General features: G+C 57.9%; 17 protein-coding genes. 12 read left to right on the top strand and 5 right to left on the bottom strand.

Going from position 1 to position 15,166, the window contains the following annotated elements:
- Positions 1 to 326 precede the first annotated feature (326 nt).
- On the bottom strand, positions 327 to 1,256 hold the full coding sequence (locus ACFO3S_RS13025) for a transposase (protein WP_378096441.1): 930 nt from the start codon (positions 1,254 to 1,256) through the stop codon (positions 327 to 329).
- Between the two features lie 428 nt (positions 1,257 to 1,684).
- On the opposite strand from ACFO3S_RS13025, the gene lpdA reads away from it, so the two are divergent.
- The 5 genes from lpdA (at position 1,685) to lipB (ending at position 7,562) form a co-directional block, all read left to right on the top strand.
- Positions 1,685 to 3,118: a dihydrolipoyl dehydrogenase gene (gene lpdA, locus ACFO3S_RS13020; protein ID WP_378096438.1), complete on the top strand. Its 1,434-nt coding sequence runs from the start codon at positions 1,685 to 1,687 to the stop codon at positions 3,116 to 3,118.
- Positions 3,119 to 3,312: 194 nt separating this feature from the next.
- Positions 3,313 to 4,338 (top strand): thiamine pyrophosphate-dependent dehydrogenase E1 component subunit alpha, encoded by a 1,026-nt coding sequence (locus ACFO3S_RS13015; RefSeq protein ID WP_378096435.1) that lies wholly within the window; start codon positions 3,313 to 3,315, stop codon positions 4,336 to 4,338.
- Between the two features lie 2 nt (positions 4,339 to 4,340).
- Positions 4,341 to 5,327, top strand: coding sequence for an alpha-ketoacid dehydrogenase subunit beta (locus ACFO3S_RS13010; RefSeq protein WP_378096432.1), 987 nt, complete (start codon positions 4,341 to 4,343; stop codon positions 5,325 to 5,327).
- Between the two features lie 36 nt (positions 5,328 to 5,363).
- Entirely contained in the window at positions 5,364 to 6,752 is a 1,389-nt protein-coding gene (locus tag ACFO3S_RS13005) for a dihydrolipoamide acetyltransferase family protein (RefSeq protein WP_378096429.1), read from the top strand.
- Positions 6,753 to 6,860: 108 nt separating this feature from the next.
- The gene (gene lipB, locus ACFO3S_RS13000; protein ID WP_378096426.1) at positions 6,861 to 7,562 is read left to right on the top strand and encodes a lipoyl(octanoyl) transferase LipB; all 702 of its coding nucleotides are present in this window, start codon (positions 6,861 to 6,863) and stop codon (positions 7,560 to 7,562) included.
- Here lipB and prli42 read toward each other — a convergent pair.
- A complete protein-coding gene (gene prli42, locus ACFO3S_RS12995) occupies positions 7,525 to 7,617 on the bottom strand; it encodes a stressosome-associated protein Prli42 (RefSeq protein WP_378096423.1) in 93 nt (30 codons plus the stop codon). The two genes, lipB and prli42, sit on opposite strands and share 38 nt — an antisense overlap.
- 69 nt (positions 7,618 to 7,686) lie before the next feature.
- Between prli42 and ACFO3S_RS12990 the strand changes: the two genes are divergently transcribed.
- Entirely contained in the window at positions 7,687 to 8,817 is a 1,131-nt protein-coding gene (locus tag ACFO3S_RS12990; RefSeq protein ID WP_378096420.1) for a M20/M25/M40 family metallo-hydrolase, read from the top strand.
- Positions 8,818 to 8,919: 102 nt separating this feature from the next.
- Here the strand turns inward: ACFO3S_RS12990 and mciZ are convergent, their stop codons facing one another.
- Positions 8,920 to 9,075: a Z-ring formation inhibitor MciZ gene (gene mciZ / locus ACFO3S_RS12985; RefSeq protein ID WP_378096418.1), complete on the bottom strand. Its 156-nt coding sequence runs from the start codon at positions 9,073 to 9,075 to the stop codon at positions 8,920 to 8,922.
- A 105-nt stretch (positions 9,076 to 9,180) separates the two neighbouring features.
- Here mciZ and ACFO3S_RS12980 point away from each other — a divergent pair, with 105 nt between their 5' ends.
- The 4 genes from ACFO3S_RS12980 to fur all read left to right on the top strand — a co-directional run bounded on the left by ACFO3S_RS12980 (position 9,181) and on the right by fur (position 12,228).
- Complete coding sequence (locus ACFO3S_RS12980; RefSeq protein ID WP_378096415.1) at positions 9,181 to 9,750, top strand: NUDIX domain-containing protein; 570 nt, start codon at positions 9,181 to 9,183, stop codon at positions 9,748 to 9,750.
- A gap of 2 nt (positions 9,751 to 9,752) precedes the next feature.
- A complete protein-coding gene (locus tag ACFO3S_RS12975) occupies positions 9,753 to 10,964 on the top strand; it encodes an endonuclease Q family protein (protein WP_378096413.1) in 1,212 nt (403 codons plus the stop codon).
- A 67-nt stretch (positions 10,965 to 11,031) separates the two neighbouring features.
- Positions 11,032 to 11,700, top strand: a complete 669-nt coding sequence (gene spoIIM / locus ACFO3S_RS12970) for a stage II sporulation protein M (RefSeq protein ID WP_378096410.1) — start codon at positions 11,032 to 11,034, stop codon at positions 11,698 to 11,700.
- 72 nt (positions 11,701 to 11,772) lie between these two features.
- Positions 11,773 to 12,228 carry a ferric iron uptake transcriptional regulator gene (gene fur / locus ACFO3S_RS12965; protein ID WP_378096407.1) on the top strand — a complete coding sequence of 152 codons (456 nt, stop codon included), beginning with the start codon at positions 11,773 to 11,775 and terminating at the stop codon, positions 12,226 to 12,228.
- Between the two features lie 77 nt (positions 12,229 to 12,305).
- Here fur and ACFO3S_RS12960 read toward each other — a convergent pair whose 3' ends face one another.
- Positions 12,306 to 12,782, bottom strand: a complete 477-nt coding sequence (locus ACFO3S_RS12960; protein ID WP_378096404.1) for a glutathione peroxidase — start codon at positions 12,780 to 12,782, stop codon at positions 12,306 to 12,308.
- A gap of 177 nt (positions 12,783 to 12,959) precedes the next feature.
- Here ACFO3S_RS12960 and ACFO3S_RS12955 point away from each other — a divergent pair, with 177 nt between their 5' ends.
- Both ACFO3S_RS12955 and ACFO3S_RS12950 read left to right on the top strand, forming a co-directional pair.
- Positions 12,960 to 13,442, top strand: coding sequence for a MarR family winged helix-turn-helix transcriptional regulator (locus ACFO3S_RS12955; RefSeq protein ID WP_378096401.1), 483 nt, complete (start codon positions 12,960 to 12,962; stop codon positions 13,440 to 13,442).
- A complete protein-coding gene (locus tag ACFO3S_RS12950) occupies positions 13,429 to 13,893 on the top strand; it encodes a glutathione peroxidase (RefSeq protein ID WP_378096398.1) in 465 nt (154 codons plus the stop codon). The genes ACFO3S_RS12955 and ACFO3S_RS12950 overlap by 14 nt, the downstream gene beginning before the upstream one ends.
- A 58-nt stretch (positions 13,894 to 13,951) precedes the next feature.
- On the opposite strand, the gene ACFO3S_RS12945 is transcribed toward ACFO3S_RS12950, so the two are convergent.
- A complete protein-coding gene (locus tag ACFO3S_RS12945; RefSeq protein ID WP_378096396.1) occupies positions 13,952 to 15,064 on the bottom strand; it encodes a response regulator in 1,113 nt (370 codons plus the stop codon).
- Positions 15,065 to 15,166 lie beyond the last annotated feature (102 nt).

The raw sequence follows: 15,166 nt of genomic DNA, 5'->3' as shown, positions 1-15,166 counted from the left end.
GGTATCCCCTGTATCCCCTTCGGTCAGGAGCTTGGGAAAGCAGGTTGACACATTTCTCGCTTTGTCGGTATCCCATTCGCTCAGGAAAGGGGGAGGGGGGGGTGATCCGCTCCGCGGGCTCCCCTCTCCTACTCACACCCTATCCGACTCACTCCCTCTCCTGCTCGCCCCTCACTCGATCCCCTTTTTTTCCCAAGTAATAGAAATCCCATTGGCTCAGGAGAAGATCATGCCTGAAGCAGATATCGCAAATGAAGCTCGTTGGTGATGGGACAGTCAAGACGAGACGGAATAGCCGCCGCGTACGACTTGAGAAAGTGCGGTGGTCAGCCCGACTGAAGGGACTGAGCTCTCGGGGCGCGCGGCAATCTGTTGGAACGTAACCCCCTAGCTGATTTGGTCAGTTCGGGGTATGTCAAGGTCGGAGAAGCGATACAATCGGCGAGCAACTGAACGTAGAGCGAAGATTGGCTGCGATTATAGTAGTAACAAAATTGATAGAGATACGCTTGGAGATGTTTGGGCCCGACACCGAGAAACAGGCGTCCGATCCACCAGGTTACCGTATAGCCCATCGAGGCCAACTTTTTGTGAGCGTCACGCCCGTAACGTCTGGTCACAATCGTGTTTTTGGCGTCAGTCGGATTCACATGATCGCGAATAAACGGAGCGGTATCCGGGCGAGCGTATTTGTCTTTGAGAGGCGCTTTCGATTGAAGTCGGATCACAATCGGGCCAAGCGCGCCGTTGTCGGACTCCGTAGCCCCGACAAGTAAAGGCTGCTCTTGCTTGTGCCAGTCGAAGGAAGGAGTCAGACGCTTGCAGTAGATCGTATCCGAAACCCGAACGATTCCCGACAGCAGTCTGTTCGACTCCTTTCCGGTCATTGCATGTCGAATTTTATGACAAATAAGCCAAGCGGTCTTATAGGTAACCCCGATGGCCTCGGAGAGCTGGCGAGCATTCACGCGGAGCGGTCGGGCATGGAGAAATATAGCCTGGAACCAACGGTGAAGAGGCGTGCGACTGCCTTCCATAATGGTGCCGGCGATTAACGATGTTTGAGCATGACAGGATTGGCATTCATACAGAGGGATCCGACGCGTCGAAATGAGATAATAGTTAGGGTGACCGCAGCGCGGGCAGCGAAAGCCGTCGGGCCACTTCAACCGGAACAAATAAGGGAAGCAATCCGCCTCTTCCTGAAACATAGCGCAAAACTTCCGGAATTTCTCCGCAGCTTCCTTCAGACACATACGAATCCCCCTTTTCGCATCAGAACATCCGTTCTTATTTTTATTATACCAAACATTTGTTCTCATTTAAATAGGTTTATTCTGAAAAAATTTTAGAAAAAATAGTGAAGGTTTCGTGAGGCTCACGACGGATTCCCGCAACGGTAGGCTGCCTGTGTCACCACTCCTATAGCCCGGCAGCTGCCTGCAAAAATATACCCTTCTGAAGCAACGGGATACCGGCAAAGGGGACCAGAAGAGGGTATGTCAGGCGGGCGACCTGAGGGAAGGGGATACCGGCAAAGGGGCTGAAAAAGCGCTACAGCGGCGAGAAGAGAACCTGACCCAAGGGGATACCTGCAAAGGGACACGAAGCCGCCTTTGTTCCGTCCGCGAAAAAAAGGTACAATGATAGACAGGAGCTACATACGGAATACGGAGGGGAAACTATGCCAATCGAAGTCGATGTCGCCGTTCTGGGCGGAGGGCCGGGAGGCTATACGGCTGCGGTGAAGGCGGCGCAAGCCGGGCTTAGCGTCGTCGTGATCGAGAAGGACAAGCTTGGAGGAACTTGCCTGCACAGGGGGTGCATTCCAAGCAAGTCTCTGCTTAGAAGCGCGGAAGTATACGCGACGATAGGGGATGCCGCATCTTACGGCATTCAATTGCCGGAAGGCGATGCATCGATAGATTGGAATGCGGTGATGGGCCGTAAGGACAGCATTGTAGAGCAGCTGCATAAGGGACTGAACGCTTTGATGAAGCAGCATCGCATAGAGGTCGTAAAAGGGAACGGCCGCATTATCGGCCCCTCGATTTTCTCGCCTAAAAGCGGAGCGATCGCCGTTGAGCTGGAAAGCGGGGATGCGGAAACGGTCGTGCCCAAGAACGTCATTATCGCGACAGGGTCCCGCCCGCGCAAGCTGGACGGGCTGCGTTATGACGGCGAACGTATTGCGACAAGCGACGAGGCGCTCGTCTGGAAAAGCCGTCCTTCCTCCATCGTGATCGTAGGCGGGGGAGTGATCGGCGTGGAATGGGCGTCGATGCTCAGCGACTTCGGAACGAAGGTGACGCTCGTCGAGGCTGCGGGAAGGCTTCTGCCGACCGAGGATCGGGACATCGGCGCGGAAATAGAGAAGGCGCTGTCCAGAAGAGGGGTGGTCGTCCACACCGGCGTTGCTCTCCGGACGGACGACTGCCGCTTGACGGCGAACGGAGTTGAGCTGACAGCGACGGACGCCAACGGCAAGGAGCTGGCTCTGTCGGCGGAGAGAATGCTCGTATCCGTCGGCCGAATCGGCAACGTCGAATCGCTCGGGCTGGAGAACACCGACGTTAAGGCGGAGCAGGGCTTTATTCAAGTCAATTCCGCGACGCTGCAGACGGGGGAACCCCATATTTACGCGATCGGGGACTGCATCGGAGGCGTGCAGCTTGCGCATGCGGCTATGCACGAAGCGGCGACAGCGATCGAGCATCTGACCGGAAGCAAGCCGTCACGGGCGGCGGACCGGGACATTCCCCGCTGCATCTACTCCCGTCCGGAGGCGGCAGCCGTCGGCTGGACGGAAGAGAACGCCAGGGCGGAAGGCTATCAAGTTAAAACCGCTAAGCTGCCTTTGCGGATTTTAGGCAAAGCGCTCGTATACGGGGAAAGCGAAGGCTTTGCCAAAGTAATCGCCGACTCGGCGACGGGAGATCTGCTGGGCGTTCACCTGGTCGGCGCGCATGCGACGGAGCTGATCGCCGAAGCGTCGCTCGCCAAGCTGCTGGACGCGATTCCGTGGGAGGTGGGTCGAACGATCCATCCTCATCCGACGCTGTCCGAAGCGCTGCAGGAAACGATGCTAGCGCTGGAGGGAGCCGCCGGACACGGCTGACCTCTCGCCTAATAGATGGCTCAACCCGGAGGATTCCGAATCCTTCCGGCGCCGGAGAACGATCCCGCTGGGGGAATTTGTTCGGCGCGACGGGTTGGGCGTTTCTTTTTGCCTGCAAGGGGAGTATAATAGAAATTAACTCCAAGTATTAAGACCAGGTTATAAAACTAAACCAAAATCAGGAGGACGCGCCCATGATGCAAACCGGTTCCGTCCAGCGAACGCTTCGTCATGCCGAGCTTGGCCTTACGGACGAACGCGCAATCGACATGTACAAGACGATGATGCTTGCCCGGCGTTTTGACGAGCGCGGGCAGTTGCTGCAGCGCGCAGGCAAAATCAACTTTCATATCTCCGGCATTAACCAGGAGGCTTCCCAGGTGGCGATGGGTTTCGCGATGGACCGGGAACGCGATTGGTTTCTCCCTTATTACCGCGACTACGGGTTCGTGCTTTCGATCGGCATGACGGTTAAGGAACTGATGCTGTCGCTGTTCGCCAAAGCGGAGGATCCGAACAGCGGCGGCCGTCAGCTGCCGGGACACTTCGGCTGCAAAAGGTTAAGGATCGTGACGGGATCGAGTCCGGTTACGACCCAGGTGCCGCATGCCGTCGGATTTGCGCTGGCGGCCAAGATGCGGGGGGAGGCTTCCGTCTCAATCGTCACTTTCGGGGAAGGCTCCAGCAACCAGGGCGATTTCCATGAAGGGTGCAACTTCGCGGGGGTGCATCAGCTTCCGGTGATTTTCGTGTGCGAAAACAACCAATATGCGATCTCTACGCCGATTGCCAAGCAAACTCGGGGACGCATCAGCGATCGTGCGCTGGGTTACGGGTTTCCGGGCGTTCAAGTCGACGGGAGCAATCCGCTGGAGGTATATCGCGTCTTCAAGGAAGCGCGAGAGCGCGCCATCGCGGGCGAGGGACCGACGCTGATCGAGATTTTGACTTACCGGGTTACAGGACACTCGAATACGGACAACGATATGACGTACCGGACGAAGGACGAAGTGGAGCTTCACAGGGGCAAGGACGGATTGCCTGCGTTCCGGCAGTATTTGGACGAAGCGGGCTTGTGGTCGGAGGAGAAGGAAGCGGCGTTCCAGGCAGAAGTCCGCGCGATCGTCGACGAGGCGACCGAATATGCGGAGAGGGCTCCGTTCCAGTCGACGGAGGACACTTTCCGTTACGTATACGCTGAGGAGAACGGGGAGGGCTGACGATGCCGGTAATGGAATATATCGAAGCGATCAGGCTGGCGATGAAGGAAGAGATGGAGCGGGACAGCGACGTATTCATAATGGGAGAAGACGTCGGGCTGAAAGGGGGAGTGTTCGGTACGACGAAGGGGCTGCAGCAGCAGTTCGGAGAGCTTCGCGCGCTGGACGCTCCTCTGGCGGAGTCGGCGATCGCCGGAGTAGCGATCGGCGCGGCGATGGCCGGGATGAAGCCCGTAGCCGAAATGCAGTACTCGGATTTCATGTTCCCCGCAACCAACCAGATCATCAGCGAAGCGGCCAAAATCCGCTATCGCTCCAATAACGATTGGGACTGCCCCGTCGTCATTCGGGCTCCGATCGGCGCGGGCGTATTCGGGGGGCTCTATCATTCGCAGTGTCCGGAGTCGGTCTTCTTCGGAACGCCGGGACTTAAGATTGTGGCTCCGGCCACGGCATATGATGCGAAAGGGCTGCTGAAGGCGGCTATTCGAGATCCGGATCCGGTGCTCTTCTTCGAGAACAAGAAGTGCTACCGGCTCATCACCGATGAAGTGCCGGACGGAGATTACGTCGTCCCGATCGGGAAAGCGAAAGTGATGCGGGAAGGAAGCGACTTGACGGTCATCGGATATAGCATGCCGCTCCACTTCGCGATGCAGGCGGCCGAGGAGCTGTCTCGGGAGAACGGGATCGAGGCTCATATTCTCGACTTGCGGACGATTCAGCCGTTGGATCGCGAAGCCATTCTCGAGGCCGCTTCCCGGACGGGCAAAGTGCTGATCGTCCACGAAGACAACAAAACGGGAGGCGTCGGAGCGGAAGTCGGCGCGATAATCGCCGAAGAGCTGCTCTACGATCTGGACGCTCCGATCCGCCGCTTGTGCGGTCCGGACGTGCCGGCTACGACGTATCATTCGCCGGGCGAGAAGCATTTTATGCTGAATAAGGAAAAGCTGAAGGCCGCCATGCTCGAACTTGCGCGCTACTAAGCCGACCACCGGATTAGGAGAGGGGAACTGCATCTCATGGCAAAGAAAATAGTGGAAATTACGATGCCGAAACTCGCGGAATCTCTGGTGTCGGCAACCGTCGATCGATGGTTGAAGCAGCCGGGAGACCTGATGGATAAATACGAGCCGATCTGCGAGCTCATTACCGATAAAGTGAATGCGGAGCTTCCGTCCACGGTGAAAGGAAAGCTCGTCAAGCATCTGATCGGGGCGGGAGAGACGGTCGAGGTAGGCGCCGCGATCTGCCTCGTGGAGGTGGAAGCGGAAACCGAAACGGAAGCTGAAGCCGAGAACGCGGCGTCCGCCGGAGGGCCGGCTTTAGACGGATCGGCATCGCCGAGCCGCCATTCGGGGGCGACGCGCCCTGCTCCGGCGGTTCCGCCAGCGGCCGGCTTCGACGCCGACGCTCCGATGCGCCACCGCTACTCCCCGGCCGTTCAGAGATTGGCCGCGGAGCACGGCATCGATCTGGCCCATGTCCGCGGAACCGGAGAAGGCGGACGAATTACCCGCAAGGACGTGCTGGAAGCGGCAGCGTCCGGGAACGCCGTTCCGGCCGGTTCGGGACAGGCTCCGGCCTCCGCTCCTGCGGCGATGCCGATCGAGCCGATGGATCCGAAGGTTCCGGTGCGCTCGTCCGGCATTCACTTGTCCCAGTCTCCGCGCATTCCCTCCATCGAGGTGGAAGGACAGGAGCTGCCGGGCCGCGGCGAATATTTTATCGACGTGACGCCTGTCCGCAATACGATCGCGACGCGGATGCGGCAAAGCGTCAGCGAAATTCCGCACGGCTGGATGATGATCGAGGTCGACGTAAGCAATCTCGTCCTGCTTCGCAACCGGCTGAAGGACGATTTCCGCAAGCGCGAGGGCATCAACCTGACCTATATGCCGTTCATGATCAAGGCCGTCGTCAACGCAATTAAGGACTATCCGATTATGAACTCGGTATGGGCGGTGGACAAGATTATCGTCAAGCGAGACATCAATATCTCGCTGTCCGTCGGGACGGAGGATTCGGTCGTCACCCCCGTCATCCGCCACGCGGACCAGAAAAATGTATCGGGGCTTGCTCACGAGATCGACGATCTTGCCCGGCGTACGCGCGAAAAGAAGCTGAAGCTGGACGATATGCAGGGCGGCACGTTTACGGTGAACAATACGGGATCGTTCGGCTCGATTCTGACCCAGCCGATCATCAATTACCCCCAGGCCGCGATCATTACCTTCGAGTCGATCGTCAAGCGCCCCGTCGTCATCAACGACATGATCGGCGTTCGTTCGATGGTGAATCTGTGCTTGTCGCTCGATCACCGGATTTTGGACGGCGTCATCTGCGGGCGTTTCCTGCAGCGGGTGAAGGAAAATCTGGAGAGCTACGATTTGGAAACGAAGGTCTATTAACGCGGAACGGCCCGGCTCATTGCGCTTCAGCGCGGTGCGCCGGGTTTTCTTGATCGGTGAGATCGGCTACAATAAGGGAGGAGTTAGGTAGGAGGTTGGTTTCAGCTTATGAAGGAACTGAATATGGAGTGGCTGTCCAGGCTGAACTACGGAGATGCCTGGGAGCTGCAGAAAAAGCTCGTCAAGGAAATCGACCGCCAGGAGCGGAGCGAATCGTTATTGCTGCTCGAGCATTCTCCCACCTACACGATCGGCACGGATCGTCATCCCGAGCATCTGCTGTACGGCAAGGAAGAGCTTGCCCGGCGGGGAATCGAGGTGTACGAGATCGATCGCGGGGGAGACATTACCTATCACGGCCCGGGACAGTTGGTCGGCTACCCCCTGCTTTATTTGGATGCGGCGGGACTCGACCTGCATCAATACCTAAGAAATCTGGAGGAAGCGATCATCAGGCTGCTGGCGGAGTTCGGCATTCCAGGCGAGAGGAAGCCGGAGTATACCGGCGTATGGGTTGGCGATCGGAAGATCGCCGCGATCGGGGTCAAATTCAACAAAGCCCGGACGCGGAGAGGCTTCGTCACGAGCCATGGTTTTGCGTTTAACGTGAAGAAGCACGTAGAAGAAGACGGCTTCCAGGGCATCGTGCCATGCGGAATCGCGGAATACGGCGTTACGTCCTTGGAGAGCCTGACCGGCGAGGAATATTCGGTGGAGGAAATCGGATCGAGAATCGTTCCCTTCTTCGCCGAAGTGTTCGGCTTTTCTTCCGTTACTGCAGCAGGGACACGCCCATTAACAAAGTCGTAACGACCATAGCGAACAACGTGACGTAGATGACGATTTTGAACCAGCGTCTATTCATCTCAAGCATCCTTTCTTATCGCTTATTTCTACCCTTATTGTAACGAATACGACCTCAGGAGGAAAGATCATGGTTCAGAAAGACAGACTCGTGGCCGAGTTTATGGAATTGGTGCAGATCGACAGCGAGACAAGACACGAAGCCGAGATCAGCAAAGTATTGAAGGCGAAGTTCGAGGCGCTGGGCTTGGAGGTGTCGGAGGACGACGTGGCCGGGAAAATCGGCCATGGCGCGGGCAATTTGTTTGCCTGGCTTCCGCCTTCCACCGGGCAGGAGTCCGTTCCGGCCATTCTGTTCACTTCCCATATGGACACCGTTTCTCCGGGCAAAGGAGTCCAGCCCCGCCTGGACGACGACGGCTATATTCGCAGCGACGGGACGACGATTCTGGGGGCGGACGACAAGGCGGGATTGGCGGCGATGTTCGAGGCGCTGCGAGTGATCCGCGAGCAGAAGCTTGCACACGGGGGCGTTCAGTTCGTCATCACGACTGGCGAAGAGTCGGGCTTGGTCGGTTCCCGGGCAATGGACGGCTCCCGCCTGCGGGCCAAGTTCGGTTATGCGCTTGATTCCAACGGCGAGATCGGAGCGATCGCCGTCTCCGCGCCGACGAATTCTCGTCAGTACATTACGATTCGGGGAAAAGCGGCTCATGCGGGCGTAAATCCGGAGGACGGCATCAGCGCGATTCAGGTGGCGTCCAAGGCGGTGTCGCGGATGAAGCTCGGGAGAATCGACAGCGAGACAACGGCGAACATCGGCCGCTTCGAAGGCGGGGGCGAAGTGAATATCGTCGTGGATACGATTAAGATTTACGCGGAAGCCCGCAGCCAGGTGCAGGAGAAAATGGACGCTCAGGTTCGGTCGATGCGCGAAGCGGTCGCAAGCGCGGCAAGCGAGTGCGGGGCGGAGTTCGACTTCGAATCGGTGACGATCTATCCGGCGTATTCTCATGACGACAGCACGGAAGTCGTTCAAGTCGCCAAGGCGGCGATCGAGGCGATCGGGCTGACGCCGCGCACCTTCTCCTCCGGCGGCGGCAGCGATGCGAACATGTTTAACGGCAACGGCGTGCCGACCGTTAATCTGGCCGTCGGTTACGAGCATATCCACACGACGAAGGAGCAGATCAAGGCCGGCGATCTCGTGAAGGCGTCCGAGCTTGTGCTGGCGATCGTAAATGAAACGCTGAAACGTTAAACGAAGCAACGCGGCCAAGGGCGGCGCCTCGGCTTGTCGGCTAAGGACGCCGCTCTTGCTATGCCTTGGCCCGCTTGCGCAGCAGCGGGACCGCTCTTTTGCTTAATTCCGGCAGGGAGACGCGCGTCCGCCCGCGAGCAGAGAGGCAAGCGGCGTGCGGCCTCCGCGCAGCTTCTGCTCCCGGCGAAGCGCGCAGCGGATTTCCCAAGCTTTCCCGACGAGCTGCAAGCGGTCAGGGGCCACATATTTTTTCAGCACGGCATGTCCTCCTCGTATCGGCTGCGTCTCCCGTCGAAGGGGACGAGCCTCCTTATACGTTGAAGGTATGCTCGCAAGAACGAGAATAGGACTGGGGGATTCCTCATGAACGAAAAAAAAGAAGCGTCATTCCATCCGTTCTACGAAAGAACGGTGGAAAGCAAGCCGATTTTCGAAGGGAGGATGATCTCCCTGCAGGTGGATACGGTTACGCTGCCGAACGGGGAGACGGCCACGAGGGAGATCGTCCGTCATCCGGGAGCGGTAGCGGTATTGGCGCTGTTGGACGGCAGAATGCTCGTCGTGGAGCAATTCCGCAAGCCGCTTGAAAAGGTCCAGGTCGAGATTCCGGCCGGCAAGCTGGATCCGGGGGAACAGCCGGAGGCGGCGGCGATCCGAGAGCTGGAGGAGGAGACGGGGTACCGGGCGAGAAGCATCCGCCATCTCCATTCGTTCTCCACCTCTCCGGGCTTCGCGGAGGAGGTGCTGCATCTGTACGTGACCGAAGATCTGGAGCCGGGAGAAGCGCATCTGGACGAGGAAGAGTTTCTAACCTGCGAAGCGGTCACGCTGGAGCAAGCGCTGGCTTATATTGCGGAAGGGCGAATTTGCGACGCCAAGACGCTGCTCGCCGTCTACGCCTGGCGCCTGCGCGAGTTGACGGGGTCGTTCTGAAGATGGTCGACAAGCGTGCGAACGTGCCGGTCGGACGGCTGGCCCCTTATTTCGCGGATCTTCATGTGCATATCGGCCGAACCCGGGACGGACAGCCGGTCAAAATTAGCGGAAGCCGCAATCTGACTTTTCGCCGGATCGCCGAGGAAGCGTCCGAGCGTAAAGGCATCGAGCTGATCGGAGTCATCGATTGTCATTCTCCGGCCGTCCAGAAGGAGATTCTCGAATGTCTACATGCCGGAGAGATGGAGGAGACGCCCGGCGGGGGGATCAGATACCGGAATACGACGCTGCTGCTGGGCGCGGAGATGGAAGTTCGGGAAGAGGGAGGCGGCCCGTTCCATCTGCTCGGCTATCTGCCCACCCTGCAGGCGATGCAGGAGTGGACCGAATGGATGATGCCCCGCGTCGCCAACATCCGGCTGAGCTCGCAGCGAATCCGCGTCTCGGCCCGGGAGCTGCAGGCCGAGCTGATCGCCAGGGGCGGGCTGCTTATTCCGGCCCATGTGTTCACGCCTCACAGAGGATTGCTGGGCTGCTCGGCGGACCGCCTGGCAGACCGGCTCGATCCCGGCGGCATCGCGGCGGTGGAGCTCGGACTGAGCGCGGATTCCGATATGGCCGGACGGCTCTCGGAGCTCGACCGCTATCCGTTCCTGACCAATTCCGACGCTCATTCTCCCGGCATGATCGGCCGGGAGTGCAATGAGCTGTCGCTGATGACCCCTTCTTTTGCCGAATTCGCGAAAGCGCTCAAAGGCGAGGACGGGCGCCGCATATTGGCCAACTACGGGCTGCACCCCGAGCTCGGCAAGTATCACGAAACCTCGTGCGCCGCCTGCCGCCGCACCGTTCCCGAAACGGAAGGCGAGATCGCCGCCTGCCCTTATTGCGGGAGCGCGCGGCTGACCCGCGGCGTATCGGGACGTATCGCCCAGCTGGCGGACCGCGAGCGCCCCGCGCATCCGAAGGGCAGGCCGCCCTATCGTCCGCAGGTGCCGCTGTCGTTCTTCCCCGGCATCGGGCAGGCCAAGCGCGAAAGGCTGTTCGCCGAGGTCGGGACGGAGATGGACGTGCTTCATCGCATAGCTCCCGAGGCAATCTCGGCGGTTACCGGCGAGAAAATCGCGGAGCTGATCGTTCGGGCGCGAGAAGGCCAGCTTGCGTTCACGTCCGGGAGCGGCGGCAGCTACGGACGCATCCGGCAATCATAATCGGGACTTGTCCGTCATACAATTAGGCACATGATCTGCCTGGAAGATGGACAAGGGGGTGGCCGCCGTGAACTTCCGTTTATGGAATTTGTCGGCTCGCGACAATTTGAATTTATACGTGTTTTTGGGCGTGCTCGTTCTGGTCGGGGCGATCTTCGGGGCGATGGTCGTTCATTCGTTCACGCTGGATCAGCAGCAGGAGCTTGCCGACGCGATCGGCGTATACTTGACCCAAGCCGGCAGTCAGGGCGAGGGATCGGCCGTCTCGCCGGCTTTGGCGTTCCGGGAGAGCTTCTTCTTTTACGGGAAATGGCTGCTGCTGATCTGGTTTCTCGGCTTGTCGGTGATCGGATTGCCCTTCGTCTTCGTTCTGGATTTTCTGAAAGGCGTCCTGATCGGATTTGCGGCGGCCGTCCTGGCCCAGCAGTTCGCCTGGAAGGGCGTGCTGTTTTTCCTGCTGGCTACGGGACCGAGGAACGCCTTGGTCGTACCCGCTCTTATGATCGCCAGCCTGTCGGCGGCGAAATTCGCTTATTTCGTCGTTCGCGAGCGGCTGTTCCGACGGAAGGGCCAGCTGCTGCCGCCTTTTCTGGCGCATACGGCCGTAGCGGCGGCGATGCTGCTCGTGCTCTGCGTCGCTTCGCTGTACGAAGCGTTCCTTTCGCCGAATTTGCTGGACCGGATCGCGCCTTCCGTCTCTGCTCAAGAAGTTTCCACCTTATCTTCTAAATTTTGATATGAGGTTTGACTAATTGAATAGGCTCATCCTATAATGAAGGGAAGTGCATCAGCGACCGGAGGGGAAACCATGGAAGCCCGCATTGAAAAAATTAAACAACAGTTGCAGTCCCAGGGCTACAAGCTGACTCCGCAGCGAGAGGCGACGGTACGGGTGCTGCTCGAGAACGAAGAGGATCATCTCAGCGCGGAGGACGTCTTTATGCTCGTTAAGGATAAAGCGCCCGAGATCGGTCTGGCAACCGTCTATCGCACGCTGGAGCTGCTGAGCGAAATGCACGTCGTGGAAAAAATGAACTTCGGCGACGGAGTGGCGCGCTACGATCTGCGCACGGAAAGCAACAAGCACCATCACCATCATCTGATTTGCGTCAAATGCGGATCCATGTCGGAAATTATGGAAGACTGGCTCGGACCGCTGGAGGAACGGCTGGAGAAGGAATATCGTTTCAGCGTGCTGGATCACCGTTTGGATTTTCAAGGCGTCTGCGCCAAGTGCCAAGCGAAAGAATCCGGCGACAATTAAACGAGCGACCGCAAAAGGCAGCTCCCGCATACGTCGGGGAGCCGCCTTTTTTCGATATCGGGACACTTGTTCCTGCGTCAAAGCAGCTTTCGAATGTGGGCCTCTATTCGTTCCGGAGCGACGGCGGGAGAGAAGCGCTTGACGACTTGGCCGTTGCGGTCGACAAGAAATTTGGTGAAGTTCCATTTGATGCTTCTAAGTCCAAGGAAGCCGGGAGCCGCTTTCGTGAGATGACGGTACAGCGGGTGAATTCCGTCTCCTTTAACATCAATCTTGGCGTACAAGGGAAATGTAACTCCATGGTTCAGTTGACAGTGCTCGGCCAGCGCGTCGCCCTCGAGTGGCTCCTGATTGGCGAACTGGTTGCTCGGGAAGGCGAGGACGGCCAGCCCTTGGTCGGCATAGGCTTCATGCAGCTTCTGCAGGCCGCCGAATTGCGGGGCGAACCCGCACTTGCTCGCCGTATTCACGATCAGCATCACCTTTCCTTTGTACTCGGACAGCGTAGTTTCCGCTCCTCTGGCGGTCGCGACGGGGATGTCGTATACGGACATATCGAGAGCCTCCTTGAAATAGAAATTTCACTCGCTAATACATCATTCTAAATTGAATTGTATACAATATAATGAAGAAGTCAACTCTTTGACAGAAAAAAACGCAAATGCTATAGTTAGATCGATTAAATTGCATACAATCGTTTCCGGCGATCCGGCGGCGGAAAGGAGAAGGGAATGGACAACGACTCGTCGCTTCAATTGGACAACCAGCTGTGCTTTGCCATCTATGCCTGCGCCAGAGAAATGACGAAGCTGTATCATCCGCTTCTGAGGAAGCTCGGGCTTACTTATACGCAGTACATTGCGCTTCTCGTCTTGTGGGAGGAAGGAAGGGTGACCGTCAAACGGTTAGGCCAGCGGCTGTATCTCGATTCCGGAACGCTGACGCCGCTTCTTAAGAAGCTGGAGCAAATGGGCCTCATAACCCGGACAAGAGATCCGCAGGACGAGCGCAGCGTAATCGCGGAATTGACCGATGCGGGAGTCCGGCTTAAGGAAAAAGCGCGGGAAATTCCGGAGCAGCTATTCTGCCGGGCGGGCGTCTCCCCCGGAGAAGCGAACAGGCTGCGCGAACAGATCACCGGTTTGCTTCGCAAGGCGCAAGGCGCGGCATTGCCGCCATCACCGATAGGAGGAGTTCATGATGAGCATTTATGATTATTCGACGCGGACGGCCGGAGGCGAAGCCGTCTCGCTGCGGCAGTACGAGAACCGGGTATTGCTTATCGTCAACACGGCCAGCGAATGCGGCTTTACCCCTCAGTACGCCGGACTGCAAAGCTTGTACGAAGCGTACAAGGACAGGGGGGTTGTCGTGCTCGGTTTCCCGTGCAACCAGTTCGGAGGTCAGGAGCCCGGCACCTCGAGCGAGGTCGAAGCGTTCTGCAGTCTCCAATACGGAGTCACCTTCCCGGTGATGGAGAAGCTGGAGGTTACAGGTCCGAATGCCGATCCGCTCTTCGCCTACTTGACCTCGGCAACGGGCGGAGAGATTCGATGGAATTTTACGAAGTTTCTCGTCGATCGCAGCGGCATGCCGGTCAAGCATTACGAGTCGGCGGTGCAGCCGCAGGACATCGGGCCGGATATCGAGAAGCTGTTGATCTAACGACGAGAGGCATGCATCCCGCCCGCTGCAGCCGGGGGACGGATGCATGCCTTTTTTTCTAGCTCCCGAACGCTTCGTCCGCCCACTCGCGCACGGCGACCGACGGGACGATGGCGTATTCGTCCTCCAGCATTTTGCAGAGCTGCTCGTACTTGAGCTTGGCCATTCCCGACTCGCCGTTATCCACATAGAACTTCATCATCAGGAAATAAACCTCTTCGGAAAAAGGAAATCTAAGCTGCATCATCTCGTACGTTTCGAGCGTTTCCTTGCGACAGCCCGCGGTTTTCCACATTTCGCTCAAGGCGTAGGCGTGCTTGTACCACAGATCGCGCAGCCGCTTGCGCTCCCCCTCCGCCCAGACGTAATCGGTTTCCGACAAATAATCGCCTTCATAGCTTTCCAGCCAGGCGAGATGCTCCGCTGCTGTCTCTGGAGACAGATCGGGCAGCAGCAGCCGGCCATTCTCCCACTCCTGCACGTCGTAGCGATTGTTGCCCAAGTCCAGATAATAGTCGCTTCCGCTGTTTGTAAGCCGTATGGTCAGGCCGGCCGCCTCGATGGATTTGCGGATCTGGTATACGGTTGTGTACAACTGGGTAAACGCCTTTTTGTATTCCGTATCCGGCCAGAGCAGATCCAGCAATATATCTTTGCGGACGGGCTGATTGCGCTTGTACACCATGTAGGCGAACAGCTCCTGAGCCCGCGCGGTTCGCCAAGAGAACGGCTCGGACTTGCCGTATTCGATGTTCAGCCGCCTGAAGCAGCTGATCTTGGCCACGGGCGATTCGTTCGTGCGAGGACGGGACGGAACGCGCTGCTTCAGTCTTTGAATCGTCTGTGCGAGTCTGGCCGTATTAATCGGCTTGAGCACATAGTCCAGTGCGGCAAGCTCGAACGCCTTGATCGCATACTCGTGGTAGGCCGTAATAAACACGATTTCGATTTCTTCGTTGATTTTATGGATTTTCTCGGCGGCTTCCAGTCCGGAAATCTCGGGCATATCAATGTCGAGGAAGGCGACATCGGGGCGAAGCTCCTCGATCTGCTGCAGAGCTTCCGCCGCATTCTGGAATTTCCCCGCAATCTCGATGCCGCCAATTTTATTCAACTGCCGCTCCAGGTCCTTCAGAGCCAGTCCTTCATCATCTACAAGAATAGCTTTCATAGGGCATACCTAATCTCCTTGACTTGGAATACGACGACAGTTAACCGTCAGCTATAGATTGTATATTCCAGCAACTATTTATATATATCGGCAATTCAGGAC

It is taken from the genome of Cohnella hongkongensis (assembly GCF_042654645.1).
In the GTDB taxonomy this organism is placed as follows: domain Bacteria; phylum Bacillota; class Bacilli; order Paenibacillales; family Paenibacillaceae; genus Cohnella; species Cohnella hongkongensis.
The sequence above is the reverse complement of the archived record's forward strand: the minus strand, read 5'-3'. Positions and strand labels throughout refer to the sequence as shown.